Source organism: Paenibacillus sp. OAE614, from assembly GCF_040546645.1.
Lineage (GTDB): Bacteria > Bacillota > Bacilli > Paenibacillales > Paenibacillaceae > Paenibacillus_AQ > Paenibacillus_AQ favisporus.
The window spans coordinates 7,386,510-7,412,464 of sequence record NZ_JBEPOD010000001.1 but is presented as its reverse complement, the minus strand read 5'-3'; the positions used below and the strand labels follow the sequence as shown (position 1 = coordinate 7,412,464).

Annotated in this window: 24 protein-coding genes; all 24 read right to left on the bottom strand. The window is 51.1% G+C overall.

Features of this window, described 5'->3' with window-relative positions:
• Positions 1-29: 29 nt before the first annotated feature.
• Positions 30-1,226, bottom strand: coding sequence for an acetylornithine transaminase (locus ABIE48_RS33840; RefSeq protein ID WP_192716669.1), 1,197 nt, complete (start codon positions 1,224-1,226; stop codon positions 30-32).
• Between the two features lie 83 nt (positions 1,227-1,309).
• Positions 1,310-2,143 (bottom strand): acetylglutamate kinase, encoded by an 834-nt coding sequence (gene argB / locus ABIE48_RS33835; protein WP_089549760.1) that lies wholly within the window; start codon positions 2,141-2,143, stop codon positions 1,310-1,312.
• A 33-nt stretch (positions 2,144-2,176) separates the two neighbouring features.
• On the bottom strand, positions 2,177-3,406 hold the full coding sequence (gene argJ, locus ABIE48_RS33830; protein WP_192716670.1) for a bifunctional glutamate N-acetyltransferase/amino-acid acetyltransferase ArgJ: 1,230 nt from the start codon (positions 3,404-3,406) through the stop codon (positions 2,177-2,179).
• A gap of 17 nt (positions 3,407-3,423) precedes the next feature.
• The gene (gene argC, locus ABIE48_RS33825; protein ID WP_192716921.1) at positions 3,424-4,488 is read right to left on the bottom strand and encodes an N-acetyl-gamma-glutamyl-phosphate reductase; all 1,065 of its coding nucleotides are present in this window, start codon (positions 4,486-4,488) and stop codon (positions 3,424-3,426) included.
• Positions 4,489-4,756: 268 nt separating this feature from the next.
• Entirely contained in the window at positions 4,757-5,497 is a 741-nt protein-coding gene (locus ABIE48_RS33820) for a class I SAM-dependent methyltransferase (protein WP_192716671.1), read from the bottom strand.
• 118 nt (positions 5,498-5,615) lie between these two features.
• On the bottom strand, positions 5,616-6,503 hold the full coding sequence (locus ABIE48_RS33815; RefSeq protein WP_145028139.1) for a YitT family protein: 888 nt from the start codon (positions 6,501-6,503) through the stop codon (positions 5,616-5,618).
• Positions 6,504-6,630: 127 nt separating this feature from the next.
• Positions 6,631-7,744, bottom strand: a protein-coding gene (gene prfB, locus ABIE48_RS33810) for a peptide chain release factor 2 (protein ID WP_192716672.1) whose coding sequence is annotated in 2 segments (ribosomal slippage) — positions 6,631-7,671 and positions 7,673-7,744 — 1,113 coding nt in all. Because the reading frame shifts where the segments join, the coding sequence is not laid out codon by codon here.
• 184 nt (positions 7,745-7,928) lie between these two features.
• Positions 7,929-10,436: a preprotein translocase subunit SecA gene (gene secA / locus ABIE48_RS33805; RefSeq protein WP_145162956.1), complete on the bottom strand. Its 2,508-nt coding sequence runs from the start codon at positions 10,434-10,436 to the stop codon at positions 7,929-7,931.
• 447 nt (positions 10,437-10,883) lie between these two features.
• Positions 10,884-11,462 carry a ribosome hibernation-promoting factor, HPF/YfiA family gene (gene hpf / locus ABIE48_RS33800; RefSeq protein ID WP_145028133.1) on the bottom strand — a complete coding sequence of 193 codons (579 nt, stop codon included), beginning with the start codon at positions 11,460-11,462 and terminating at the stop codon, positions 10,884-10,886.
• A 284-nt stretch (positions 11,463-11,746) separates the two neighbouring features.
• Positions 11,747-11,944, bottom strand: coding sequence for a cold shock domain-containing protein (locus tag ABIE48_RS33795; protein WP_105444831.1), 198 nt, complete (start codon positions 11,942-11,944; stop codon positions 11,747-11,749).
• 225 nt (positions 11,945-12,169) lie between these two features.
• Complete coding sequence (locus ABIE48_RS33790) at positions 12,170-15,292, bottom strand: S-layer homology domain-containing protein (RefSeq protein ID WP_192716673.1); 3,123 nt, start codon at positions 15,290-15,292, stop codon at positions 12,170-12,172.
• Between the two features lie 335 nt (positions 15,293-15,627).
• Positions 15,628-15,963, bottom strand: a complete 336-nt coding sequence (gene fliT, locus ABIE48_RS33785; protein ID WP_192716674.1) for a flagellar protein FliT — start codon at positions 15,961-15,963, stop codon at positions 15,628-15,630.
• Positions 15,956-16,354, bottom strand: coding sequence for a flagellar export chaperone FliS (fliS, locus tag ABIE48_RS33780; protein WP_152399990.1), 399 nt, complete (start codon positions 16,352-16,354; stop codon positions 15,956-15,958). Before fliS ends, fliT begins: the two co-directional genes overlap by 8 nt.
• A 25-nt stretch (positions 16,355-16,379) precedes the next feature.
• Positions 16,380-17,936 carry a flagellar filament capping protein FliD gene (gene fliD / locus ABIE48_RS33775; protein ID WP_354520517.1) on the bottom strand — a complete coding sequence of 519 codons (1,557 nt, stop codon included), beginning with the start codon at positions 17,934-17,936 and terminating at the stop codon, positions 16,380-16,382.
• Between the two features lie 15 nt (positions 17,937-17,951).
• Entirely contained in the window at positions 17,952-18,320 is a 369-nt protein-coding gene (locus ABIE48_RS33770; protein ID WP_192716675.1) for a flagellar protein FlaG, read from the bottom strand.
• A gap of 140 nt (positions 18,321-18,460) precedes the next feature.
• Positions 18,461-20,182, bottom strand: a complete 1,722-nt coding sequence (locus tag ABIE48_RS33765) for a flagellin N-terminal helical domain-containing protein (protein WP_192716676.1) — start codon at positions 20,180-20,182, stop codon at positions 18,461-18,463.
• A gap of 144 nt (positions 20,183-20,326) precedes the next feature.
• A complete protein-coding gene (gene csrA / locus ABIE48_RS33760) occupies positions 20,327-20,566 on the bottom strand; it encodes a carbon storage regulator CsrA (protein WP_192716677.1) in 240 nt (79 codons plus the stop codon).
• A 2-nt stretch (positions 20,567-20,568) separates the two neighbouring features.
• Positions 20,569-21,018: a flagellar assembly protein FliW gene (fliW, locus tag ABIE48_RS33755; protein ID WP_192716678.1), complete on the bottom strand. Its 450-nt coding sequence runs from the start codon at positions 21,016-21,018 to the stop codon at positions 20,569-20,571.
• A gap of 140 nt (positions 21,019-21,158) precedes the next feature.
• Positions 21,159-21,725: a DUF6470 family protein gene (locus ABIE48_RS33750; protein WP_192716679.1), complete on the bottom strand. Its 567-nt coding sequence runs from the start codon at positions 21,723-21,725 to the stop codon at positions 21,159-21,161.
• Positions 21,726-21,746: 21 nt separating this feature from the next.
• Positions 21,747-22,703: a flagellar hook-associated protein FlgL gene (gene flgL, locus ABIE48_RS33745; RefSeq protein WP_192716680.1), complete on the bottom strand. Its 957-nt coding sequence runs from the start codon at positions 22,701-22,703 to the stop codon at positions 21,747-21,749.
• Positions 22,704-22,724: 21 nt separating this feature from the next.
• Complete coding sequence (flgK, locus tag ABIE48_RS33740; protein ID WP_192716681.1) at positions 22,725-24,284, bottom strand: flagellar hook-associated protein FlgK; 1,560 nt, start codon at positions 24,282-24,284, stop codon at positions 22,725-22,727.
• A gap of 157 nt (positions 24,285-24,441) precedes the next feature.
• Positions 24,442-24,942: a flagellar protein FlgN gene (locus ABIE48_RS33735; RefSeq protein WP_192716682.1), complete on the bottom strand. Its 501-nt coding sequence runs from the start codon at positions 24,940-24,942 to the stop codon at positions 24,442-24,444.
• 10 nt (positions 24,943-24,952) lie between these two features.
• Positions 24,953-25,237 carry a flagellar biosynthesis anti-sigma factor FlgM gene (gene flgM / locus ABIE48_RS33730; RefSeq protein WP_192716683.1) on the bottom strand — a complete coding sequence of 95 codons (285 nt, stop codon included), beginning with the start codon at positions 25,235-25,237 and terminating at the stop codon, positions 24,953-24,955.
• Between the two features lie 178 nt (positions 25,238-25,415).
• The gene (locus ABIE48_RS33725) at positions 25,416-25,826 is read right to left on the bottom strand and encodes a TIGR03826 family flagellar region protein (RefSeq protein ID WP_116233491.1); all 411 of its coding nucleotides are present in this window, start codon (positions 25,824-25,826) and stop codon (positions 25,416-25,418) included.
• Positions 25,827-25,955 lie beyond the last annotated feature (129 nt).

Genomic DNA, 25,955 nt, shown 5'->3' with positions numbered 1-25,955 from the left:
TTATCAGTGCATGCTCTAATGCTGCCTGGCTACGCCTTATTTACTGCGGTATGATCATGGATCAGCTCGGCAATCATGCCGACGGCCTGATCGATTTCTTCTTTGGAAATATACAGGTTCGGAAGCAGGCGGATCACGTTCGGACCGGCGGTCACGAACAGCAAACCGCGTTTCTGCCCTTCCAGCACGATGTCGTTCACCGGCTCCTTGCATTCGATGCCGATGAGCAGCCCCAGGCCGCGCACTTCATTGACAAAAGGATGCACAGCCACCTTTTCGTTCAGCTGCTGGATCAAATACTCGCCCAAGTCCGCGGCGCGCTGCGGCAGCTGATCCTCGAGAATCGTCTCGATCGTGGCGATCATCGCTGCCGTTGCGATCGGCGTGCCGCCAAAGGTGGAGCCGTGGCTGCCCGGCGTAAACGCGTCTTTCAGATAGCCTTTGCCGAGCATCGCTCCCGCCGGAAACCCGCTGGCAATGCCTTTGGCGAGTGTGAAAATATCCGGCTCAATGCCGTAATGCTCATACGCAAACAGCTTGCCTGTACGTCCCATGCCGGTCTGCACCTCGTCGACGATGAGCAGAAGCCCATGCTGCTCGCACAGCGCCTTCACTGCCTTCAGGAAGTCCGGCTGCACGACGAGCACGCCGCCTTCTGCCAGCACCATCTCGATCATGATCGCGGCAGTGTCCAGGCCGATGGCCGCTTTCAGCGCGTCCAGATCATGCAGCGGTACGCTCTTGAAGCCGGCAGGCAGCGGCAGGAAGCCGTCTTTTACCTTGTCCTGGCCGGTTGCCGTCAGGGTAGCCAGCGTACGTCCGTGGAAGGACTGATGGAAGGTGATGATTTCAAAGCGTCCGGTGCCTTTCACTTTCTGGTGGTAGCGGCGGGCCAGCTTGATGGCCGCTTCGTTCGCTTCGGCGCCGCTGTTGCAGAAGAACACCGCATCCGCGCAGCTGTTCGCCGTCAGCAGAGAAGCTGCTTTTTCCTGATTCGGAATGTGGAACAGGTTCGATACATGCCACAGCTCATCCAGCTGAGCTTTCAGCTTCTCGGTCACTTTCTTCGGCGCATGGCCCAGATTGGTCACCGCCAGACCGCACATAAAGTCGAGGTATTTGTTTCCTTTATCGTCCCACAGCCAGCTCCCCTGCCCTTTCACCAGGCTGATCGGATATCTGGCATAGTTCTGAAACAATGAGCTTGCCTGTTCGCTTGCGCTCATCCCTATTCACTCCTTCTCCCGGAGCCGCAGGTCCCTCCCTGTGCCCCTGTATTCTATAAACTTAAAATGGTCCTGCCCTTATCTTAATCCCGCACGATGCGGGTACCCAACACTTCACCCTGCAGCACCCGGCTCAGTACCCGGGGCTCACTGCCGTCCACGATGACGACTTCCTGCACGTCTCCTTGAATGCAGCTCACCGCGGCCCGAACTTTCGGAATCATGCCGCCGTAAATGTCGCCGCTGGCGATCATGTCTTCGATTTGCTGTACCGTCACCGACGGCAGCACCTGCTTCTCGCCATCCACGGCTTTCAGGATGCCGGGCACGTCCGTGACCACGATCATCCGGTCGACTCCCAGATGGGAAGCGACGGCGCCCGCCGCGGTATCGGCGTTAATGTTGTAGCGCTGCCCGGCCGCGTCCACCCCGACCGGTGCGATGACCGGCATGTAGCCCATGGCCGTGATGCCTTTAACGATCGCCGATTCCACATAGGTCACGTCGCCGACATGGCCAACCTCGGCTGCGTTGGCAACCGGCTCGGCCTGGATCAGTCCCCCGTCGACGCCCGACAGGCCAAGAGCCCGGCCGCCCGTGCTCTGAATCCGCCGCACGATCTGCTTGTTGATCGTTCCGGCCAACACCATCTCCACGACATCTAGGACGTCCTCGGTTGTCTTGCGCAGGCCGTTCACGAATTCCGTTTCAATGCCCAGCTTGGCGAGATTGTCCGAAATGGCCGGACCGCCCCCATGGACGATGACCGGCTGCACGCCCTGCTGCTGCAGCTGCTTCAGATCCTCAAAGAAGGAATCCGGCAGTGCCGCCAGCGTGCTTCCCCCGCACTTCATGACAAACGTCTGCTGGCCATCCGCCCCAATATGGGAGCCCTGCTCATTCTCCAGCGTCTTCATATGCATTCACTCTCCCCTGCAGCTGCCTTCGCCTTATGTCCGGTAAGCTGCATTGATCCGCACGTAATCATAAGTCAAATCGCAGCCCCAGGCGGTGGCTTGCCCGGCTCCGCCGTTCAGATCCACGACGATGCGGACGGTGTCCCCTTTCAAGTAGGCCAACGCTTTATCTTCATCAAAAGCGACCGGACGCGATTGTTCCAACACGCTGATATCGCCCAGCCGGATGTCGACCGTCTCCGGATTTACCGGCTCACCCGCACGCCCGACAGCAGCGATGATCCGTCCCCAGTTGGCATCGGCGCCAAACACGGCCGATTTGACCAGGCTCGAGCCAATGACCGTCTTGGCAATCGCCCGCGCCGACAGGTCGCTGACTGCGCCGGTGACGCTGACCTCGACCAGCTTCGTCGCACCTTCGCCATCCCGCGCAATCGCTTGGGCCAAGCTCCGGCACACATACGTAAACCCTTCGGCAAATGGCTCCCAGTCGGGATGCGCCGGCGTCAGTACTTCGTTCCCCGCCAATCCGCTGGCCATGGCGATCAGCATGTCGTTCGTGCTCGTGTCGCCGTCTACCGTAATCATGTTGAATGTCACGTCCGTCGCCTGCCGCATCAGCTGCTGCAGTGCTTCCTGGTCAATAGCCGCATCCGTCGTCATAAAAGCAAGCATCGTCGCCATGTTCGGATGAATCATCCCCGAACCTTTGGCCGCGCCGCCAATCGTTACCTCTTTGCCGTTCACCAACACCGATACGCAGGCTTCTTTTTTCACCAGGTCCGTGGTGAGGATCGCCTGCGAGAAGTCCTCCGCGCCCGAATGGGCGCTGCTGAGCCGCGGCGGCAGCGATTCGATGCCCGCGTTCACGCGGTCCATCTTGAGCAGCTCGCCGATCACGCCCGTGGACGCGACGGCCACGTCCTGCTCCGCCACACCCAGGTGGCGGGCTGCGGCCGCCCGCATGTCATAGGCATCGGCTTCGCCCTGCTGCCCGGTGCACGCGTTGGCGTTGCCGCTGTTCACGATCACAGCCTGCAGCGTGCCGTTCTGCAGGCTCTCGCGCGTCACCTTCAGCGGTGCCGCTTGAAACACATTCGTGGTGTACACGGCCGCAGCCACGGCCGGCACCTCGCACAGGATCGCGCCAAGGTCATGGCGATCCGTCTTCTTGAGTCCGCAGTGCACACCTCCCGCCGAAAAACCTTTCGGCGTGACGATCGATCCGTCCTTCACCTGCGTAAACGTCGTTAATTGTCCCATGTCTATGTTCATCCCGCTTACGGATACACCGGAGTATAGCCGAGTCCGAGATTCTCCTCCCATCCCATCATCAGATTCAGGTTCTGTATCGCCTGGCCTGCCGCACCTTTGACGATATTGTCAATGACCGAAATAATGGTGACCCGGCCCGTCCGCGGATCCGCCGCAAAACCGATATCGCAATAATTGGAGCCCAGCACTTCCTTCGTCGCCGGCCAAATGCCCGTGTCGCGCACGCGCACGAACGGCCGTCCTTGGTAATACTGCCGGTACAGCTCCACAAAATCTTCGTCGTTATACACGCCGTTCAAGTTTGCATACATCGTGCTCATAATGCCCCGGGTCATCGGCACGAGCTGGGTCGTAAACGTCACGGTCACCTGCTCACCAGCCACTTGGCTGAGCACCTGCTCAATTTCCGGGATATGCTGATGCTTATTCACTTTGTAAGCTTTGAAATTTTCATTAATTTCCGCAAAATGGGTCGTCAAGCTCGTTCCGCGTCCCGAACCCGATACGCCGGACTTGGCATCGATGATGATGCTGTTCGGGTTGATCCAGCCGGCACTGATGGCCGGAACCAGACCGAGCAGGGTAGCCGTCGGGTAACAGCCGGGATTGGAAATAAAGTCCTTGCCGGCGACTTCTTCTCCAAACAGCTCGCACAAACCGAAAACGGCTTGGTCCAAGTAGGCCGCATCCGGCGCGGTGTGCTTATACCATTTTTCGTACGTGGCGCCGTCCTTGATCCGGAAATCCCCGGACAAATCAATGACCTTAAGCCCCTCTTCCAGCAAACCCGGCACCAGCTTGGTGCTCACGCCCGAAGGGGTAGCCGTAAAGACGACATCCGCTTTGGCGGCGATTTCCTTCGGATCGGTACCGTCCAAATTTTGCACGATAATATCCGTTAAATGCGGAAAACCTTCCGAAATCGGCGTTCCCGCGCTCGATGATGAAATCACTGACGTAATGACTGCTTTGGGATGCCCCTGCAGCAGCCGGATCAGCTCAACCCCGCCGTAGCCGGTTGAACCGACGATCGCAATCCTAACCTTCTCCCCAGTACCGTGTTCTCCCATTCCCCGCGTTCCCCTCTCTACTGCCGCTTCTGTATAAATCATGAATAATTATGTATTATTATACGACCGCTTTTATATAAATACAACACTTTGGAACGAATTTCCCTTATCCTGTAAGGGCTTATCCGCTCCCGTCTCCTAGGGTCCGAGCCTATGTACCTTTCGATCTCCAAGAAAAAAAGACCCTGTTCAAGGTCCGACCAGATTCATTTTCTATGGAGTGATTCATGCGTTGATCCCGAACCGCCCTTGTTTGTGTGACAGTCGTTTATTTTTTGATGCCGGTGACGATTCGGACGGGCGGGAACATCTGAACGTACAATGCGGATATCCGTACATCCCGCAAGCCGGAATCGGCCATGTACCGTGCATATTCCCGGGCGTGCTGGAAATCCAGGATCGCTGCTTGGCCACCTCCTTTTAATACCCGCACCATTTCTTCGATGGCCTTCCGCCTTTCCTTCGGCTCCTGAATATTATGAATCACCAGGCTGGAAACGACCTTATCGAACGTATCGTTATCAAAAGGAAGCTTCCGCGCATCCGCATGGATCACTTCAACCCGGCTTCGAATACCTTCCAGCTCTGCATTGTGCAGCGTCACCTTCGGATCATTCCCGGATTGGTCCCGGGGATTCCATATGTCGATGCCTATGGCTTTCCCACTGGAGATCTGCTTCGCCAGAGCATTCAGCACGAAACCTCTGCCGCATCCGACATCCAAGATTCTGTCGTGCTCGCCGATATCCAGCTGTTCGATGAGTTTCCGGATGACGATCCCTTTTCCCCACTTGCTGCTCCACAGCATCAGGAGGACTTCCACCCAGCACACAAGGCCGCCGAGAAAAAGCAATCCCGCCGCGATGGACCAAACCACCCCATGCAAACACAGGAGCAGGATGCCGGCAACGACCGGCAGGACGCCGATCCAGGCCAAATTCCGAATGACAGTTGGGGCATCAATCCCGTAATTCCCCTGGTTTGCGATCTCGGGTCTCCGCTGTGCCATCTAACCATTCCCTCCGACCATTTCATAATGAAAAAGAGGCTGCCCAGTCCGCATGGATAACTGTTCGCCTCTTTTTGTTGTTCATTATTAAGCTATGATGGGTTGTGAAAAAAAATGCTCAGCTGCCCTGCAGCTTAAAGCCCTCGCCCAGCACCTCATGTGCATTGCTGATGATAACAAAGGCCTCCGGATCCACCGACTGCACCAGCGTTTTCAGCCGGGTCGTTTCGCTCTGGCCGATGACGACCATCAGCACGGTCCGGTCCGTCCCGGTATAACCGCCGGTGGCGTTTAGCTTGGTACAGCCGCGGTCCAGATCCTTCAGCACTGCCGCCGTTATCGGCTCGATATGGTCCGAGATGATATAAGCCACCTTCGAGTAGTTGAAACCGAGCTCAATGGCGTCGATCACCTTGCCGGTGACATACAGTCCCACCAGCGCATACAGCGCCTTCTCCAGCGACAGCGTGCAAGCGGCCAAAAGGATGACCGATCCGTCCAAGATCACAACGCACAGGGAGAAGCTCAGTCCGCTGTACTTCTGGATAATTTGAGCCAGCGTCGTCAGTCCGCCGGTAGAGCCCCGTCCCCGGTACACGATCCCGATGCCGAGGCCGACCGCGATCCCGCCGTAAATCGAAGCGAGCAGCGGGTTGCTCGTCGGCAGCGGCCAGTCCTTCGTCAGATAGACGAACAAAGGCAGCACCACGCTGCCCAGCAGCGAGCGGATGCCGTAATTTTTTCCGAGCAGCAGGATGCCTAGGATAAACAGCGGGATGTTGAGGGCCCATTGGGTAAAGGCCGGCTCCATGCCAAACCAGGCTTCGGTCAATACGGAAATCCCGGATACCCCGCCGGAAGCGATCCCGTTCGGCAGGAAAAACAAATTAAATCCTAAAGCGATAATAAAGGAACCGATAATGATGAGCAGGGTGTCCACCACATGGCGCCGGGGTCCGCTCATAGGCAGCGATGCCTTTCTGCGGTTCGATGACTTCTGAGACATGAACAATTTTCTCTCCTTACCTAAAATATAAATCAACATCCAGCAGCCAAGCCTTTCCAAAGTGCTAAAATCAGTCCATTACACCAAAAAATTCCTACACGAATAGCGTGTAGGAATTCACTTGGTTTTATTCGGTTTCCACCTTAATTTGGCTGCGCAAATAACCATCAATGAAAGGATCCAGGTCCCCGTCCATGACAGCGCCGACATTGCCGGTTTCCACTGAGGTACGGTGGTCCTTTACCATACTATAGGGATGAAACACGTAGGAGCGAATCTGGCTGCCCCAGGCAATATCCGACTGTTCCCCTCGGATTTCATCCAGCTGTTTTTGCTGCTCTTCGAGTTTGCGCTCGTACAACTTCGATCGAAGCATCGTCATCGCGCGCTCCCGGTTTTTGATCTGCGAGCGTTCGTTCTGACAGGTCACGACCACGCCCGTCGGGAGGTGGGTAATCCGTACCGCGGAGTCCGTCGTGTTAATGTGCTGACCACCGGCGCCGCTGGCCCGGTACGTATCGATCTTGAGATCCTCTGTCCGGATCTCCACGTCGACGTCCTCGGTAATCTCCGGCACGACATCGCAGGAGACGAACGATGTATGGCGGCGTCCAGACGAGTCGAACGGCGAGATGCGCACCAGACGGTGCACGCCCTTCTCGGCTTTCAGATATCCGTAAGCGTTAAAGCCTTTGATCAGCAGCGTAACGCTCTTGATCCCGGCCTCGTCACCCGGCAGATAGTCCAGAGTTTCGACTTTGAATCCATGCTTCTCTGCCCAGCGGGTGTACATCCGCAGCAGCATCTGTCCCCAATCCTGGGACTCGGTGCCGCCCGCACCCGGGTGAAGCTCGAGAATGGCGTTCATTTTATCATAAGGCTGATTCAGCAGCAGCTTGAGCTCAAAATCGTCCAGCTTCTTGGTTAACGACTCCACCGCCTCGGCGATTTCGGCGGCCAGCGATTCGTCGCCTTCCTCGTCGGCCAGCTCCGCCATCATCGAGGCGTCGTCGTATTCCTGCTGCAGCTTCTCATACTCGTCAACCGACGACTTCACAGCGTTCATTTCTGCGATGACCGATTGAGCCTTTTCGTTGTCATCCCAAAAATCAGGGGCGGACATTTTCTCTTCGAAGTTTGCGATCATTTCCTGCTTCAGATCTAAGTCAAAGAGACCCCCTAAGATTGGTGAGTTTCGTTGCGATTTCCCGCAGGTCGTGCTTAACGCTTGGATCTAACATGGTTTACTCTTCACCTCTTTATCGACATAAACTCCCTTAAGCGGAAAGACCCTGCGGCCACCCTCCTCTTCAGAGCAGCGCCGCTACGGGTCTCCCGGTTTAAGGGAGCTTTGGCTCCGCTTCTTAGGGTTGCCTAAGAAACGGCTGTTGTATGAATCATTGTACCATTGGCTTCTATATTATCTTATGCTTCTTGGCCGTGGCAGTGTTTGTACTTCTTGCCGCTGCCGCAAGGGCACAAATCATTGCGTCCGATCTGTTCGCCGACTTGCACCGGCTTCTTCTCGGTCGGCTCGCCATTCGTGGATACCTTGCTCTCTTCCACGACCGCCTGGCGCTCCTGGTTCGCTTCGATATGGGCTTTCATCACGTACATGGCCACTTCCTCCTGGATGCTGGCCGTCATCGTGTTGAACATCTCGAAGCCCTCGAACTGGTATTCACGAAGCGGATCCGTACCGCCGTAAGCACGGAGGTGGATACCTTGACGAAGCTGATCCATCGCGTCGATGTGGTCCATCCACTTGCTGTCGACGGAGCGAAGCACGATAACTTTCTCGAACTCACGTACCAGCTCGGAACCGATCCGCTCTTCGCGTTCGTCGTACTTCTTCTTCACCTTATCGAAGATAAACTCTTCAATCTCCTCAACCTCTTTGCCCCACAGATCGTCGCGGGTAATCGTGCCTTCGTCAAGGAGCTTGCTGTTCACATAATCAGCCACTTCCTGGAGTTCCCAGTTTTCCGGAATATCGTCGGAACAGTGCACTTCCACCGCACGGTCAATGACCGGCTTGATCATCTCCATGACGATATCCTTGATGTTGTCGGATTCCATGATTTCACGGCGCTGCTTGTAGATGATCTCCCGCTGCTGGTTCATGACGTCGTCGTATTGGAGAACGACCTTCCGCAGGTCGAAGTTGTTGCCTTCGACGCGTTTTTGCGCGGATTCGACCGCACGGGTAATCATCTTGCTCTCAATCGGCTGGTCTTCCTCGAAACCGAGGCGTTCCATCATGTTCAGCACGTTGTCGGCGCCAAACCGCTTCATGAGCTCATCGCCCAGCGACAGGTAGAACTGCGTCGAGCCCGGGTCGCCCTGGCGTCCGGCACGGCCGCGCAGCTGGTTATCGATCCGGCGGGATTCGTGGCGCTCCGTACCAATGATATGCAGACCGCCCACATCAGCCACACCTTCACCGAGCAAAATATCGGTACCCCGTCCAGCCATGTTGGTGGCGATCGTTACCGTACCCGGCTGACCGGCGCGGGAGATAATGTCCGCTTCTTCGGCATGGTATTTGGCGTTCAGCACCTGGTGCTTGATGCCCTTGCGCTTCAGCATTTCCGAAATCAGCTCGGAGTTCTCGATGGATACCGTACCAACCAGCACCGGCTGGTTCTTTTTGTGGCGTTCCACGATCTCGTCGACAACCGCCTTGAACTTGCCGTTCACGCTCTTGTACACGATGTCCGGCATGTCGTTCCGTTGGTTCGGCTTGTTTGTCGGTACCTGGATAACCTCCAGTCCGTAAATTTTCTTGAATTCTTCTTCCTCCGTCTTCGCCGTACCGGTCATGCCGGCCAACTTGCGGTACATCCGGAAGTAGTTCTGGAAGGTAATCGTCGCGAGCGTCATGCTCTCGTTCTGCACCTCGATGCCTTCCTTCGCTTCGATTGCCTGGTGCAGACCGTCGCTGTAACGGCGTCCGGCCATCAGGCGGCCCGTAAACTCGTCGACGATCACTACTTCGTCCTCCGTTACGACGTAGTCGACGTCGCGGCGCATAATAACGTTCGCTTTCAGCGCCTGCACAATGTGGTGGTTCAGCGTGATATGGCTGTGGTCATAAAGGTTCTCGATGCCAAAAGCGCGTTCCGCTTTGGCGACACCCTTTTCCGTCAAAGCAACGGATTTGACCTTGATATCAACCGTATAGTCTTCTTCCTTCTGCAGCTGCTTCACAAAGCGGTCCGCTACGTAATACAGCTCCGTCGACTTCTGGGCTTGTCCTGAGATGATCAGCGGCGTACGCGCCTCATCGATTAGGATCGAGTCCACTTCGTCAATCGTACAGAAGTACAGCGGGCGCTGCACCATTTGTTCCTTATACAGCACCATGTTGTCACGCAGGTAGTCGAAACCGAACTCGTTGTTCGTACCGTACGTAATATCACAGGCATATGCCACTTGTTTATCCGCATGGTCCATGCCGCTCAGGTTCACCCCGACGGTCATGCCCAGGAATTCGTAAATTTGTCCCATTTCCGCGCTGTCCCGCTGAGCGAGATAGTCGTTGACGGTGACCACGTGCACACCTTTGCCGAGCAGGGCGTTCAGGTATACCGGCAGGGTACCTACCAGCGTCTTCCCTTCACCGGTCTTCATTTCGGCGATCTTGCCTTCGTGCAGCGTCATGCCGCCAACCAGCTGAACGTCGTAATGACGCTTACCGAGCACGCGCTTGGATGCTTCGCGTACGGTGGCAAACGCTTCAGGCAAAAGATCATCGAGGGTTTCACCCTTCTCCAGACGCGCACGGAACTCCGCTGTCTTCCCTTTCAGCTGCTCATCGGAAAGGTTGACGAATTCCGGCTCTAATTTGTTGATCTGATCAACCGTCTTCATCAGACGCTTGACCTCACGATCGTTGACGTCACCGAAGATTTTTTTGACAATACCTAGCATGGTTAACCCCTTTCGCGCAAAACAATTGTTAGAATCAACTTCAGTTATTTCAGGGTTATGTTCAAATGAAATAGATTCTTCATGAACCAATTCACACAGACACCGGCTGAATGAGAAGGATTCATAAAGAATCGATTCATACAGGAGTATTGAAGATCTGCTGCTTGTTGAAATTGATCCGGACAGAATCGGCTTCATACAGACAAAATGCAACTGCTTGAAGTTCATTCCAATCGTGTTCAAACCGGTAATTAGAATAAAAACGGGTTTGCATAAATTGTAACAGTTTGTAAGAGATGCCGCAACAACTTACAGGCCTTACAAACGGCCTCTATTTATATACGCACGAAGAGCCCCATCCGTTGCAGGACAAGGGCTCTTTTTTTACTCGAAACTCAATAAATATTTACATAACCATGAAAATTGTTACAACGGACCATCAATTTGTTAATACGCGCGACCTTCATTTTGCTCGATCAAACCGTATTTTCCATCATTCCGTTTGTAAACGACATTCACTTCCTGAGTATCAATGTTCGAAAAAACAAAGAAATTATGTCCGACCATGTTCATCTGCAAAATGGCTTCTTCCACGTCCATCGGCTTCAGGGTGAAGCGCTTCGTGCGGACCACTTCCAGATCGTCGTGCTCTTCCTCCGTCATCGTCGGCAGCAGGCCGGTACCGGTCGCTGCTTCTTCCGTGAACAGCATCTTCAGGCTTCCTTCCTGGCGGAACTTGCGGTTGAGCTTGGTCTTGTGTTTGCGGATTTGGCGTTCCAGCTTGTCCACGACGGCATCAATGGATGCATACATGTCATCGCTGCGGTCTTCGGCCCGGAGCATCACTCCAGGAAGCGGAATCGTTACCTCCACGCTGTGCAAACCTCGAGTAACTCCAAGTGTCACATTTCCTTCTGAGGCGGGGGGTGCATCGAAATACTTCTCAAGCCTGCTGAGCTTCTTGTCGACATAGTCCTTCAAAGCGTCAGTAACCTCGATTTGTTGACCTCGAATAGCTAAATTCATAGGGCACTCCTCCTTTGCAGTTCCATTATATCACAATTGTTAACGCTAAGTAAAAAGGCGTTTTCGGGCGGCTGTCCGCCAAATGAAAGCCCTTTACTCACCCCCGCTGTCCGCCTAAAGCAGGGTAAAATTCCTTAACCGCATAGGAGGAAATGAAACAGGTTCGATCGTGGTAAAATCTGCCGGAACGCAAAGAAAGACCCTGGAGATCCAGGGTCTTATCGCTACCGTTCTTCAATTACTTAACCATCGAACCGTATATGTAGGTCGGCCTTGCCGGATGATTATAATTTCGTTACGTTAGCTGCTTGCGGTCCACGAGCGCCTTCGACGATGTCGAATTCAACGTCTTGACCTTCTTCCAAAGTCTTGAAGCCATCAGATTGGATTGCGGAGAAGTGTACGAATACGTCGCCACCTTCAGCAGTCTCGATGAAGCCATAACCTTTTTCTGCGTTGAACCATTTAACTTTACCTTGCATGCACTAACATTCCCTTCGTCGTCAAATAAAGTGTGACTTACGCCCACATTCCTGAATATACCACCCAAACTTGTCCATTGTCAATTGGAATGGAAAGGGGTTTAATTGTATAAAATTCCAACCAACTGGCTATTCGGAATGTCGATACGTAATCATTTATATGCTGTATTAAACGGATTTAATACGAGTGAAACGGGAAAATAATTAATTATTTGTTCCCAGTTCTTATGTGTCTTGCGGCCCTTGTTGCTCTTCGGTCGGTTGAGTGTCTTGTGGTTGTTGTGGTTCTTCGGGCACTTGTTGTTCGCCAGTCACTAGGGGCTCTTCTGGGGTTTCAGGAACATATTCCCCACTCAAGATCGTATTGTAGACTGAATAACTTTCTCCATTTTTTAATGTGATTGTAATTTTTGCTTTAAACGGTTTTTGTGTAATATCATACGGAGTGCTGTACCACCAATCGTTGGAGCCTGCTTTTTCACGATCTGTGAAAGCTGCGCTTAATTGACCGTCTAGATCACCATATTCCATATCATCCGATGCCAGTTTTTCAATTTGGGCGCCCGTTGCCGTGCGGGTCGCTAATGTCTTACCTTCCTCATCTTCTAGAGCCACTTCGATTTTTCCAATGTCGTCATAGCTAATATTGTTTAGCTGAAGTTGGAAGCCAACATTATACGCTTGGTAATCCACCCAGTATCCAAAATCTTGAGCAATAACAAAATCCTCCGGTTTTGGCGCTTCCGTTACAACTACCTCGTGTTTAGAAGTTGCGAGCACCTTACTACTTTCGACTTCAACCAATTCAAGCTTGTAGCCATACGTGCCTTCTTGGTTATACGTAACTTTAAACTTGCTCGTAGCATCCTTAAGCGGAAATCCGGAAGCAGGTCCGTAGACGGCTACTCCACTATTAAAGTTCAACGGATGGTAGTTTCGGTCATTGACTTCAAAGTATTGAAGATCTAGATTTCCAGCTTGGGTTGAGTCATCAAGCGTGATGACCACTTTTACATTTGAACCTGCTTTCCCATTGGCTGCAGTACTAACCTCCACGACCTGTTCGACATCAGTATACGCCGCATCCTTAATCGTACTTGTAATTACCGGTGATCCATGGATTGCTTCTAGATAATACTGTGTTTGTCCCGGCTCAATTGTAGTGGTGCTCGTTGCAGGACTATTATCTACTTCACCTTGGCCATCGATGACCCAAATGGTAGGTTTGCCATAGGACTCCGTTTCGTTGGTTAAAGTTCCAACCACATTTAACACGGAATTATTAAGCCCCGAAGCTGTACCTTTAGATACCTCGATACCGCCAAATTCGTTTCCGCCTAGATTAAGGTCACCTTCTAAAGTTACGTCAGATCCATTCACCAGCAACCCAGCGTCTCCACCTGTTAAATTGAGGTCGCTGATCGTTACGCCTGAAGTGTTGTAGACGTGCAGAACGTAGTTGCCTTGCCAGTCAGCAGCATCCCCCTTAAACGTAATGCTATGGTTTCCTCCATTAATAGATACCTTCCGAGTAACTGTGATTTTCTTATCGGTTTCAATATTCGCCGAAAGGATTATCGTTGCTTTTGCTTCATCTGCTAGGGCTGCATTCAGCTCATCCAGAGTGCTAACACGAATCGTATTCGCAGCATCAACCACAACGTTTCTAGTCACTTCTTTCGCTCTATTCCCTGCTGCATCGCTCACGTTGTAGTGAATCGTGTAGGTACCAGCTACTTCCGTATCAATCTTATCTACAACCTTACCGTCCTTGGAATAAGTGACATTTGCTTTCAAACCAGTATCTTTGTTATCCGTAATGGTAACACCTTCATCGAAATATTCTGCGCCATATGCCAGAGTTACGGTAGACTCACCTTTCAGGGTAATAACAGGAGCTACTGTATCCGTCGGAGTCGTCGTTCCCCCACCATTATTCCCTCCGCCATTCGATCCGCCGGAAGATCCGCCGCTGCTGCCCCCACTACTGGAGCCACCGGAATTGCTAGAGGATGTTGGTGACGATACTTGGATGGAATCTTTTTGAGAACCTTCCGTTTGGTTCGGTTTAGTTTGGAAAATAGAGCCTTTGGCGCCATCGTTAATCGTTGCGGTCTGAATCTGGCCGGAGCCGAGGAGTTTCGCTACCGCATCCAAAACAAGTTTCACGATTTTCGCTTCACGGCTCAGTTCGATCGATGTATTTCCTGCAGAACCATCAACTTGAACATTTTCGATGGAACCCTTAACCAATTGAACAGAAATGGATGCAGCGAAAACATCAACATCATCAAATGTTCCGTTCAGTGTGACTTTTGCATGTGCCGGGAGTTCCTTAGACAATTCAACATTTGTAAAGCCCTCGCCGCTGGCATGGTCTTCTTCCAATTTGGCCGACGACTTCACAACGACGCTTTGGGTGACCGTGGAACCTTCAGCCACAATACGCACGGTTCCGTCCTTTTTGTTCACAACGATATTCACCAGTACGGAATCAACGAAGTGGATCGAGTTTTCGCCGCCACCCTGAACGTTTGTGGTTCCATGAACTTTGACGTTTCTCAGGGTGGCATCTCCGCTGCCAATTCCTTCGGCAAGGGTCAGGTTGCCTTGGATCTCTACATTTTGGAGTGTTATTCCAGGAGCGGCGATGACAACGTTTCCATGAATAACCTGGATTTCTTGATCTTTACCGCCGTAGGTGCCAGCCTGATCAAAGGTCACGGTCTCATCTGTTTTCTTTGCAAAGGCTGCGTCAATCAGCACAACCGCTTCGGCTCTCGTTAAACTTTTCTGCGGTTCAAAAGTTTGGTCCGGGTATCCATTCATGATTTTACTTTCCAGGACTGCGGCGACACCTTGCTTGCTCCACGCAGAGGTGCGATCGGCATCCTTGAAGGTGGACAACGAATCCGTCTGTCCCGCGGTCAGTCCCACGACTTTGGCGATCATAGCCGCAGCTTCTTGCCGGGTGACATCAGCAGAAGGGTGAATCGTCTGATCTTGGTACCCTTGGACGTATCCTGCTCTAACCGCTTTGGCTACATCCGTATAGGCCCAGTTGCTGTTGGACAGATCGGAAAATTGAACTTGAGCAGATTCGGTGTATCCAAAAATACGATTGACCAACGCGATAAATTCAGCCCGAGTAATCGATTGATTGGGTCTGACCGTACCATCCTCAAAACCTTTCAAAGTCCCTTGGTTTACCCACTCCTGCAGCTGTTTTTCAGCCCAGTGACCATTGATATCTTTTACAGGTTGTGCTGCAAATGCGGGACTAACAGCACCCAAAGTCATCCCCAAACCTAGCAATCCGGTTAACGTACCATGCAAACCTTTTTTCACTAGAATATCCTCCTATAGACTTATGTGTTTATGCGTTAAAACGAAAAATTTGAAGTAAATCGACATTATTTTCATCTGAAATTGCTTTGTTTGACCTCCATTTCTCAAAAAATCAGAAAACTTATAACAATAGAACCAGGACTTAAAGACTATTAACACTTCTTGTATCCTACCATATTTAGACAAAGGAAATCTATACTTTTGTTCCTTTTGTTTCCTATTATCTTTTTTTTCGTTGCTAGGTTGAATTAAAAATAAAAACAAAAAAGACTAGAATATCGATTCTAGTCTTTTCCCGTGTCTTGCTATATTAGGCTTTGTTGTCAGGCTATGTGTTACTTCCTTTGGTCCATCAAAAAGCTATCCGGTGTGTATGCTGCTTCGTAAGCGCTCCGCTGCATCTTGGCTTGTCCTCTGTGCTGAAGCCAGTCGGAGGCTTCCATTTTTAGCTGGTCCATGCGGTTAAGGATGAGCGGATCCGCCTGTAAGATGCTTTGTAATTGCTTAACTTGGCTCGGTGAAAATGGGGTGTGCTGCTTGAGCCGGTTCAGTTCATCAATCAGCTGCTGACGTTCCTGAACAAAGTCCTGCAGCTCCTCATAAGCCGTATACTGCAGGCGTGCTACGACGTTTTCGGTTAATGCTTGGAGCGAAGAGATCAAGTTATCCATTAGCTGTCTCTTGGCTCAAGCTGCCAGCTGTCATTTTAGCAGCTTCGGCAAAGGTCTCCCGCAGATCCATCAAATACCCCAGCGCCTCTTCAGCAGGTGCCACTGTCTTTTTCACGTTGGACTCGATCAGTAGATGATTAATATATTCATATAAGGATGCGAGCCCTTCCGAAACCGCATAACTTCGGTCCAGCGTAGACAGCAGCTCGTTGACGATACTTTGGCTTTTGCCTAAATTCAAATTGGCCTTCTGCAAATCTTTCTTCTGCAAGCTGTCGATTCCAGCACGGACAAAGCGGATGGCTCCATCATACAGCATCAGAAGCAGCTGCCCTGGCGTAGAGGTTTGAACGGATGACTGACGGTATTTTTCATAAGGAGATGTAATCAAGTGTCTTCACCCTTTACTAAAAAAATTATTGGGTAGTTCCGAACAGACTGGACGACTGGGACTGCAGTTGGTTCATGGCCGTTTCCATCGCGCTAAATTGCTGGTAGTATCGGGTCTCCTGATCATCAAGCCGCTTCATTAAATCGCTGATTCGCGACGTGTATTCCTTCATTTGTTTGCCCATGACGCTCTCGTCTTTAAAAGCTGCGCTCAGGTCCCCGCTGAAGCGGTTCGTACCAGCGCGATCGGAGAACTTTTGAAGCGTGTTAGTCATGGTCGTGGACAACTTGTTAACGATTCCGTCTGAACCTTGAAACACATTGGACAGTTGCTGAGGATTGCTTTGTAAAGCTTTTTTCAGCTTATCCTCGTCAAGATATAGCTTACCGCCCTCATAGTATTGGCCAGTTGTAATCCCCAGAGAGCTAAGCTGGCCGATGCTGTTGTTAATGACAGAGCGCATAGCAGTAATCGTATCTTTGAGGATGTCGTCATTTTTTAGAAGGCCACTTTTCGCTTTAGCTTCCCAGGCTGTGATCTCGGTTTCCTTCATGGCCGATCTTTGCTCATCAGTCAGCGGCGGGTAGTCACGGTATTTCTCCTCGTCCACCTTGGTATTCATGGTGTTGAGAAGGTCGTTGTAAGTATCGATGAAAGATTTGATCGTTTCTACAGCCTTGGTTGTATCTATAGTGGTCGTTACGGTAGCCGGATTGGTCCCAGTTTCTTTCAAAAAGGTTAAGCTAATTCCGTTGACCTTTAATGTATTATCAGTAGTAGAAAATGTATTGGTGCCTACGACTTTTCCGCTAGAATCCAAGGTATTAATTTCGACTTCACCGTTTTGTCCGCTTTGAACCGCGGCTGTCTTAAGATTAAGCAAACCCAAAAGGCTCGACGTCTTTGTAGCTGATCCACCATAGTCACCTTCACTGACTTTAACTTCCTTGTTACTACCATAGTCTTTAGCAGTAATCGAAAACTTACCGCTGACTTCGTCAAAGGCCGCTACTACGTTGGCACTGGAATTATTGATCTTGCTAAGCACACTGGAAATTGTATCTTTTGTTGAGAAATTAAATTCTATATCATTGACTTTGATTTGGAATGTTTCTGGTTTATCATCCGTTGGTGCTGGATTTGTATCCGGCGTATAGCCATTTAATTCACCGATCGTAGTATTAAGGTTTGCTTTTGTAGGTGTTGTCGATCCAGAGGCAGGTTTAATATCAATTTCGCCTGTGGATTGGACAGCAGTTTTGGTGGCCAACTTCGTTACAGTAACACTCATTGGAACGGAGGAAGCATTTGCAGATGCCTCAGCCTTAATTGCATCTTTGTTCCCATCGACCACAGCGGTTTGAGCTGTCATATTGCTGGTTTTTCCAAAGAGGTCCGTGGCAGATAGTTTTGTTTTAAATGCAAAAACCTTGCTGTTCATTTCTCTGTAGCTATCACGCTGCCAGGAAAGGTATGTCTTCTGCTGATTTAATTTATCAAGTGGAGCACGTTTAGCATTCATTAATTCCTTGACCATGCTGTCGATATCCATTCCTGAAAAACCGTTTATACGAAGTGTCACTTTTGAAACTCCTCCTTACACTTTAGCGTCAATCATAATGCCCGCCAGTTCCATCATCTTGGCTACCAAGTCCAAAGTTTTCTCCGGCGGGACTTCTCGGATCACTTCTCCTGTTTCTTTGTTGAGTACTTTGACCATGATTTCATGGGTTTTATCGTGAATACTGATATCTAAGGTTGTCTCCGGCCCTTGAAGAGATTTTACGGCACGGTCAATGTTCCGGATCAGCTGCTCTTCCCCGATTGATACCGAAACACCTTGCTTTTCTTTCAATGCCAGATCTTCACCGTTTCGGATCATGGATGCTGCTGCGTTCATGGATGCGACGGAATCTGTTTTGTTCTGAGATGACGTACTCGCGGTTAAGGAAAATTGTACATTCATCCTGGCTACCTCCGACAAAAGGATATATATACTATATATCGGCTTCTATCGGTTGGAGGTTTAGTTGATGTTGCATAATTGTAGAAAATAAAAAAAAGAGTCCTGGGAAAATCCCAGAACTCTTAATAATAACTTTAAAATTAACGAAGCAATTGCAGAACGCCTTGTGGTTGTTGGTTCGCTTGGGCCAACATAGCTTGAGCAGCTTGAGCAAGGATGTTGTTCTTGGTTTGTTCCATCATTTCTTTCGCCATATCAACGTCACGGATACGGGATTCAGCAGCTGTCAGGTTCTCAGAAGCTGTTCCCAAGTTGTTGATCGTGTGCTCCAGACGGTTTTGAACGGCACCCAGTTTGGAACGTGCACTGGAAACGGTTTGAGTAGCTTTATCCAGAACTGCGATTGCTTTAGAAGCATCTTCAGCAGTAGAGATATTCAGGGCAGCTTCAGTTTTCACGTCGTTCGTTCCGTTAGTAACGGAGTTTTCTTTCGTGAAACCAGCTTGACCAGCGTTACCCGTGATTCCAAGAGCCGCTGCACGCATGTCGTCAATCGAAAGAGACATCGATTGTCCTGTGTTGGCACCGATTTGGAATTTAGTGTTGAAACCAGAGCCTTGTGCACCAGGTCCAACGACTTGGTCTACATTACCGATTGCTGTCATATCAGCAGGAGTTGTAAAGGATAATCCAGTTCCACTTGCGAGAGGACCGTTAGTTCCATCTTCAAGCTTGATATCTTTTCCTGTTTCAGAGATAAATTGAATTTTGTTATCTTTCGACAGGGAAGCAGTTACTTTACCATCAAGGCCAGCTTTTTGCAAGGCAGCGTTAACATCTTTAATCAAGTCTTGTCTAGCTGCGGCTGCAATGTTTTCATCAGCATTGTTAGTGTCGTATGTCTTAGCAGTAGTACCTTCGTTCAATTTTACTTCAACTGGGCTATCAGTACCTACAGTAACCTTGAAAGTAGAGCCTGCAGCAATTGAAGTTTGACCACCTGCTCCAATAGCAGCGGAACCTTGAAGGCCGGCACGTTCTACAGTAGTAGGATCACCTTTAAATTGAACCGCTTTTGCCGGTGTTCCACCATCGTTAACGTCACCGTCAGCTGTCAAACCAGAAGCAACGTCATCTGCTCCAAAAAATTGAATTGTACTTGTGGATCCCTCGGACTTAGCTTCAAAATTAAGTTTCCCACCTACCAAAGTAACATTGACAACATCAGATAACTTTACTCCGCCGGATGTAACATCTTTAATCTTTTGGAGACTTGCTTCGGTAGTTGCAGCGTCAGTAACGTCAATCACAATATCTTTTAGACTAAATGTTTGATTGTCAACACTAATTTTCACATCTCCAATTGTTCCATCTGCAAGAGCTCCTTGCAGGGTGTGAGATGCGCTTGTTGCCTTTGTTACCTTAGTTCCTTCATTCCCACCAATACCACCATTCAGCAACTTCTGAGTGTTGAACTCAGTTGTGTTACCGATACGGTTGATTTCGGAAGTCAATTGGTTCATTTCGTCTTGCAGAGCGTTACGGTCAGTATCCGTGTTCGTTCCGTTTGCGGATTGGTTGGAGATTTCGCGCATACGCTGCAGGATGCTGTGAGTTTCGTTCAGAGCGCCCTCAGCTGTTTGGATCAAAGAGATGCCGTCTTGAGCGTTACGGGAAGCTTGGTCCAAACCGCGGATTTGGCCGCGCATTTTTTCGGAGATTGCCAGGCCGGCAGCGTCATCGCCCGCACGGTTGATGCGAAGACCGGAAGACAGTTTCTCGATATTTTTGTTTGTGTTCGCTGTGTTAATGGACAGCTGGCGGTGAGTATTCAACGCCGCAATGTTGTGATTGATAATCATTGGGTATTTCCTCCCTGAAATATAGTTAGTACCACGTCCATGTGGTAACGCTGCCTCTTTAAGGTCGGCCGCCCCGCCAAAGCAGCGTCTAAACTATATATCGACACAGCGAACATCTCTTTTTAGACTTTTCTCGTGATTTTTTTATTTTTTATTCCGATCACGCAATTTTCCCAGGAGGGCTTCCAGCATGGCCGGTGCGGGTGCCGCCGACTCCTGGTTGCTCTCTTTGATTGAAAGGTAGATCTCTTTGCGTAAAATATCAATATGCGGCGGAGCGGAAATGCCGACTCTCACCGTATCTCCCTCCACGCTCAATATCGTGATTTCGATTTGATCCTGAATGACGATGGACTCATTTTTCTTACGAGATAATACCAGCACGATTATTCACCCGCCTTTGCTGAGGGTTGGGAGCCGCTTTCGCTCCAAAGTGGATGCCGCGTCTGATATGGAGAATGATGCAGCACTACCTGTTTGCCTAGGTTCTTCTCAGGGTTCAGCACGATAGGCGCGAGCAAATTCATCGTGGACTGATCTATCTGCTCTTTTAACGAGATAATGCAGCGAATCACGACCTGGGATTGAATATCAAGCTCCTCTGTATCCGCCTCCGGCAGGTCGAACTCGTACTGTGGAAAATATACAAACGGGTCTCCCAGCAGAAAAGCAAAGCCCGGCTCCTTCGTCGACTGCAAATAATCAAAAGGTCCTTCCTCCAGCGAAATCAGCGCGAACTCCGTTTCCTCCTCGAATCCCGGCATGCCTTTCGGAAACCGATAAATTTGCTCCTCGGCGATGTCGAGCTCTCCCCAGGATGCGGTCTGTATAATCATGGCGGTCACTCCTTGTTCATCGATTGATATTTCTTAGTCCAAAGACTCAATTATTTCTTATCTCTAAATAAAAAGAAAACTATAGAAGGCGATCAAGAATCCCCCTCTATAGTCTACTCTATCATTTCATGCCTTCCCAATCAGAGCTGGGTATCAATCTCCGGCGGGATATACTGCACGGACGCATACTGCTTCATATAAATGTCCAGCTTGCCCCGGGTATATTCGATCTCCGGCCGATTCACCTGCACCTGAATATCCGTATGCGCCTTCCGGAACTCGATATCCGGCTGACGCGTGTCGATCTGGATGTCGACGTTATCGATGGAAGCTGGCGTGCGCGTCTCCGGAAAAGGAACTGGCTGCCAGTCCTCGCCATAAATATTCGCAATCGTGTTGCTGGCAATATGAATGGCCGCGGCGCGGTTACCCTCCTCGACCCTTCGGGCAATCCCCTGCAGGTACAGCTCCTGAAAGCCGGAATAGATCCGGCTGTTCATATCGATAAAGTTGCCGCCGGTGAAAGCCGAGAACGCCTTGGATTGATCCACATGAAGCTCCGGCTTATACTGGTGAATTTCCAGCTCTGACGGCGTAGTGTTCATGGTCACGTCAGCCTTAGGCTGGCGGATGGAATACTGGCCCAGGTCGGCATCGATCCCAATCTGGGCCCGGGTCTGGCGGATTTGCAGAATAGGCTGTACCATACCTTCCTCCTACAAACGATACTATCTCAGAAAATCAACCAGAGTTGGTTGAATGATTTTGGAGCCGGCAGACAGCGAGGCGTTATAAATGTTCTCCTGGATTTTGGAGTTCATAATCAGCTCCGCGTAGTCGGCGTCTTCGGTTTTGGCCTGAAGGTCTGTCAAGTTGATGTTCAGATCGGACAACCGGTCCTGCATCAGTTCGATCCGGTTCGTTTTGGCGCCGAGCTCCGCGCGGGACGTGAGCATTTTCTCGGTACGGCTGTCGATCAGTTCAAGCTGGGAGGACAGGCCGGCAAAGTTGCCGTCGTCAAGGTTCTTGCTGATATTTTCGATAATGGTGAAAATGTTATCCGGATCGTTCCCGTTCCCAAACACGTCCGTACCGGTCATGTTGATCGGGAGCTTCACGCTTTCACCAACGCTGAAATTGATGAAGCCCTTATCCGTAACGATATCGGCAATCCCCATGCCATTGGAGGAACCGTCCGCGTTCAGACCGGTCGTATTGGAGGTACCGTCATCGTTTTTCGGAAAATCGTACGGCTTCTTGTCATACGCTTCCCCATTAAAAACATACTTCCCGTTCAGCTTGCTGTTTGCAATATCAATCAGCTGTTCTTTCAGCTGGGACACTTCCTGCTTGATACTGTCCAGGGCCGACTGCGGATTCGTGCCGTTCGCCGCTTTGGTTGTCAGCTCGCGCAGACGCTGCACGACATCTCCAGCTTCGCTGAGCACTGTATCATTAAAATCCAGCCAGGACAGCGCGCTGTCCACGTTGGATGTGTATTGGTCATTGGAAGCCAGCTCCGAACGGTAGCGCAGCGAGTAAGTAATGCCCACAGGATCGTCCGAAGGACGATTCAGCTTGCGGCCGGTGGCCAGCTGGTTCTGCGTGTTGTTCATCTCGCGCGCGTTGCGGTTCAAGTTCAGGAGCAGCTGGGAGTTCATCATATTGGAAGTCACTCTAAGCATTTCGTTAACCCACCTTTACCGTTATCTTCCTACAGTTCCTGTAGAGTTGATCAGTTTATCCAGCAGCTGGTCGAACGTGGTCATGAACCGCGCGGACGCGCCGTACGCATGCTGGAACTTGATCAGGTTCGCCATCTCCTCGTCCAGAGAAACGCCGCTGACCGATTGGCGCTGGCTCTCGACCTGCTGTACCAGAATGTCCGAGTTTTGCGTCTGCCGGCTCGCTTCCTGGGCTTGTACCCCCAGCTGTCCCACCATCGAGCTGTAATAGCCGTCGATCGTCGTAGAGCGGGTGCCGTCCGACGAAGTAAAGTTGGTCTGCTTCATATTAGCCATGAGCAGGGCCAGCGTATTGCTTCCTTTGACAACCTTCTCGTCCGTTCCCGAACCTTCGGTTCGCAATGAGGTAGCAATCAGGGTGGGATCTTCCGCAATCTTCGTGTTCAGGCGAATATTTCCCGCCGTAATCGGACCACCGTCGCTCGATTCAAAGAAAGGCAGACCGCCCGTGGTGGTCCCATCCATCGTATATCCCAGCTGGTGCAGGCCGTTCAGGCCTTTGACGGTTACGACCGTATCCTGATCGACCACCCGCCCGGTAATGCCCGGGAGGGTGACGCCGGCTGGAAGTACGCTGCCTTTAGGAATTGTGATCTGAATATCGCCGTTAGCCAAGGTGTTGGCCAGGTCATTGAGCTGCTTCTGGTAATCCTTCACATAGCCTTCGCGGGACGCAATGATGCCGTAAACTTCTCCGCCCTGCAAATTTCCTGACGCGTAGGCTGCTTCAAGAAAAGCACCCCGGTCATCCGGACCCGTACCATCCACATCCGCACTCACGGCAAACCCTTCGACGAGGGCTTGTCCGCCCATCGAAATGTTATAGCCCTGGTCGGTGTCCTGGACCGTGATGTTTATGATTTTGGACAGCTTGTCCGTCAGCAGGTCGCGTTGGTCTCTAAGGTCATTGGCGTTGTCCCCGAGCCCCTCAATCCGCGTGATTGACTGGTTCAGGTCCGCAATGGAGTTCAGGTAGTTTTGAACCTCGCTGGCTTTGACGCCAACATTGTTGGTCAAATCCTGGCTCATTTTATCCAATTGCCCGCTCATATAGTTCATTGCATCCGTCAGGGCCGTTGCATTTTCCTTGACGACTTTGCGCGCCGCGGCGCTTTCCGGATCTTTGCTCAAGTTGGACCAGGAATTCCAGAAGTTGCCGAGTACCTTGCTGATGCCCGTGTCCGACGGCTCGTTAAAAATACCCTGCAGCTTGTCCAATGTGTCCGATTTGATCGTCCAGCTGCCGTTGGCATTGCTTTCGCTGCGGAACTGCGTATCGAGAAAGCTCTCGCGGATCCGTTCAACCGACTGGTATTCAACCCCTGTGCCCAGCTGTCCAGGCGCAGTGGAGCGGTTCATGCCGTAAGCCTCAATCGGGCGGGACGCCTGCATTTTTACCGTTTGCCGGCTGAAGCCCTCCGTATTGGCGTTGGCGATGTTATGGCCGGTCGTACCCAGTGCAGCGGTCTGCGTGAACAGACTTCGCTTGGCCGTCTCGATGGAATGGAATGTGGATGTCATGCAACAAAATCCTCCTTCACGTTCGGGGGAGAGCCGGGCTCACCCATGTCTCAATAGCCCCACGTTGTGGGTCTCTGCTTCTTCGTTGGTTCATGTGAAAATCTGCGGGGAGCCCCGACACTCGTAATGCTCATTAGAAAAACAGACTTCTAAGAACCTAAGCCCTTGAATCGAAAAGGCCGCTCCGGGCCATGTTCCCGCTCCGATCCGCCGGATGGTGGTAGGTGACATCCTGATTCGGTCGGCCGACCAGAATATCCAGGGACAAATCTATAAACGAAAGCGACTGCTCGATCAGCTTCTGGTTCAGCTCGTTCGCCCTTTTCAGCTTCTGCAGGGTCTCCGACAGCTTCTCCTGAATGGCAAGCAGCCGCTTCTTCTCTTCCACGTCAAAAACAAGCCGCGACAGTTCCGTCAGATTCAGGTTCAATTCCGACTTGATGCCGCGTTCGCGTAAATACTGCTGTGCGGAGGCCGCGCGCTTCTGTTCGAGAATTTCGATCTGCTTCACCAGCTTGGCTTCCTGGTTCATGATCTTGATGAGAGACTCTACTTCATTGGCAATGATGGCTTTCTTCTTCTCCGCAGCCAAGTCCAGCATGTGGTGATGAACCGTATCCAGCTGCTCCAGCAGGTCGATTAAAGTATGAACAGACATATGGGGTCACCTAATTCCTTGGGAACTCTTTAAAATAGGGCATCAGCTTATCGGCCAGTTTACCAGCATCCACTTGATAGGTGCCGGAGGATATTCTCTGCTTCAGATCCTCGAGCTTCTTCGCTCTCTCCGGGTCATTGGCACGGCTCTGGGCCTCAAGCATTTCAATCGCCTCCGAGGAAATGGAAACCTGGTCCTTCTTGCGTGCAGGCTTTTGCGTTTCCTGCCGCTGCGTCTCCATATTCCGTTGATAAGGGTTAACTCCACCAATTCTGCCGGTATCATTAATTTTCATATCTTCCACCTTCTTTCACATTATGCGGGCTGCTCTGCCGGGTACTCACCCGGCTTCCCAAGCCGACACGTCAGCCCGTTCGCATGCAAAATGCAAACAACCGATAATCTTTACTAAGTTTATCGGTCGTCACTGAAACATTATTAATAGCTGCTGCCGTTTTTAGTGCGGCAGTCGGTTATTTGTGGAATTTATCCACGACACGGTAGGCACCTTCACCCGGTTTTCTAGGACCTGAATCCTGATCTTGGCCTGCTTGTGCAGCCTGGCTGAGCTCCCGGGTCAGACGGGTGCGGCAAGAGTCGCACATATGCCCCTCACGAATCAGTGTACCGCAAACCTCGCACGGATACATCAAGTTCGGTGCATTCACGACCGAGATCCGGCCCTCACGGACAAAACTCGTAATCTGCTTGACGGAAACACCCGTGGCTTCCGACAGCTCCTGTATATTGGCACCCTTCTGCTCCCGCAGATAATCCACGCAAATCTCATATTCGCGTTCGATCTCCTTGATGCAGTTCGGGCAAATGTCTCTGAAATTGGCAGCAAACAATCTGCCGCAGCGTGGGCAATTCGCAAGTTCCACAATAACTCTCCCCTTATCGAATACCAAATCAAGCCATGATGATATGGTTCTAGATTACCTTATTCCGGCTCCCCTCGTCCATCTTAATTTACGAATTTCGGTAAATCTTGACATGATTTTTTGTCGTTA

What these genes read in the sequence shown, in the direction of transcription:
- ABIE48_RS33795 (WP_105444831.1), bottom strand. Translation starts at nt 11,944, where the DNA reads ATGCAAGGTAAAGTTAAATGGTTCAACGCAGAAAAAGGTTATGGCTTC.
- ABIE48_RS33765 (WP_192716676.1), bottom strand. Translation starts at nt 20,182, where the DNA reads ATGATTATCAATCACAACATTGCGGCGTTGAATACTCACCGCCAGCTG.
- flgK (WP_192716681.1), bottom strand. Translation starts at nt 24,284, where the DNA reads ATGACATCCACATTCCATTCCATCGAGACGGCCAAGCGAAGTCTGTTC.
- ABIE48_RS33735 (WP_192716682.1), bottom strand. Translation starts at nt 24,942, where the DNA reads ATGTCTGTTCATACTTTAATCGACCTGCTGGAGCAGCTGGATACGGTT.
- hpf (WP_145028133.1), bottom strand. Translation starts at nt 11,462, where the DNA reads ATGAATTTAGCTATTCGAGGTCAACAAATCGAGGTTACTGACGCTTTG.
- ABIE48_RS33840 (WP_192716669.1), bottom strand. Translation starts at nt 1,226, where the DNA reads ATGAGCGCAAGCGAACAGGCAAGCTCATTGTTTCAGAACTATGCCAGA.
- ABIE48_RS33750 (WP_192716679.1), bottom strand. Translation starts at nt 21,725, where the DNA reads ATGGTACAGCCTATTCTGCAAATCCGCCAGACCCGGGCCCAGATTGGG.
- fliW (WP_192716678.1), bottom strand. Translation starts at nt 21,018, where the DNA reads ATGATTATACAGACCGCATCCTGGGGAGAGCTCGACATCGCCGAGGAG.
- ABIE48_RS33770 (WP_192716675.1), bottom strand. Translation starts at nt 18,320, where the DNA reads ATGAATGTACAATTTTCCTTAACCGCGAGTACGTCATCTCAGAACAAA.
- secA (WP_145162956.1), bottom strand. Translation starts at nt 10,436, where the DNA reads ATGCTAGGTATTGTCAAAAAAATCTTCGGTGACGTCAACGATCGTGAG.
- argJ (WP_192716670.1), bottom strand. Translation starts at nt 3,406, where the DNA reads ATGGGACAATTAACGACGTTTACGCAGGTGAAGGACGGATCGATCGTC.
- flgL (WP_192716680.1), bottom strand. Translation starts at nt 22,703, where the DNA reads ATGCTTAGAGTGACTTCCAATATGATGAACTCCCAGCTGCTCCTGAAC.
- argC (WP_192716921.1), bottom strand. Translation starts at nt 4,488, where the DNA reads ATGGGAGAACACGGTACTGGGGAGAAGGTTAGGATTGCGATCGTCGGT.
- ABIE48_RS33820 (WP_192716671.1), bottom strand. Translation starts at nt 5,497, where the DNA reads ATGGCACAGCGGAGACCCGAGATCGCAAACCAGGGGAATTACGGGATT.
- ABIE48_RS33815 (WP_145028139.1), bottom strand. Translation starts at nt 6,503, where the DNA reads ATGTCTCAGAAGTCATCGAACCGCAGAAAGGCATCGCTGCCTATGAGC.
- fliT (WP_192716674.1), bottom strand. Translation starts at nt 15,963, where the DNA reads ATGGATAACTTGATCTCTTCGCTCCAAGCATTAACCGAAAACGTCGTA.
- flgM (WP_192716683.1), bottom strand. Translation starts at nt 25,237, where the DNA reads ATGAAAATTAATGATACCGGCAGAATTGGTGGAGTTAACCCTTATCAA.
- argB (WP_089549760.1), bottom strand. Translation starts at nt 2,143, where the DNA reads ATGAAGACGCTGGAGAATGAGCAGGGCTCCCATATTGGGGCGGATGGC.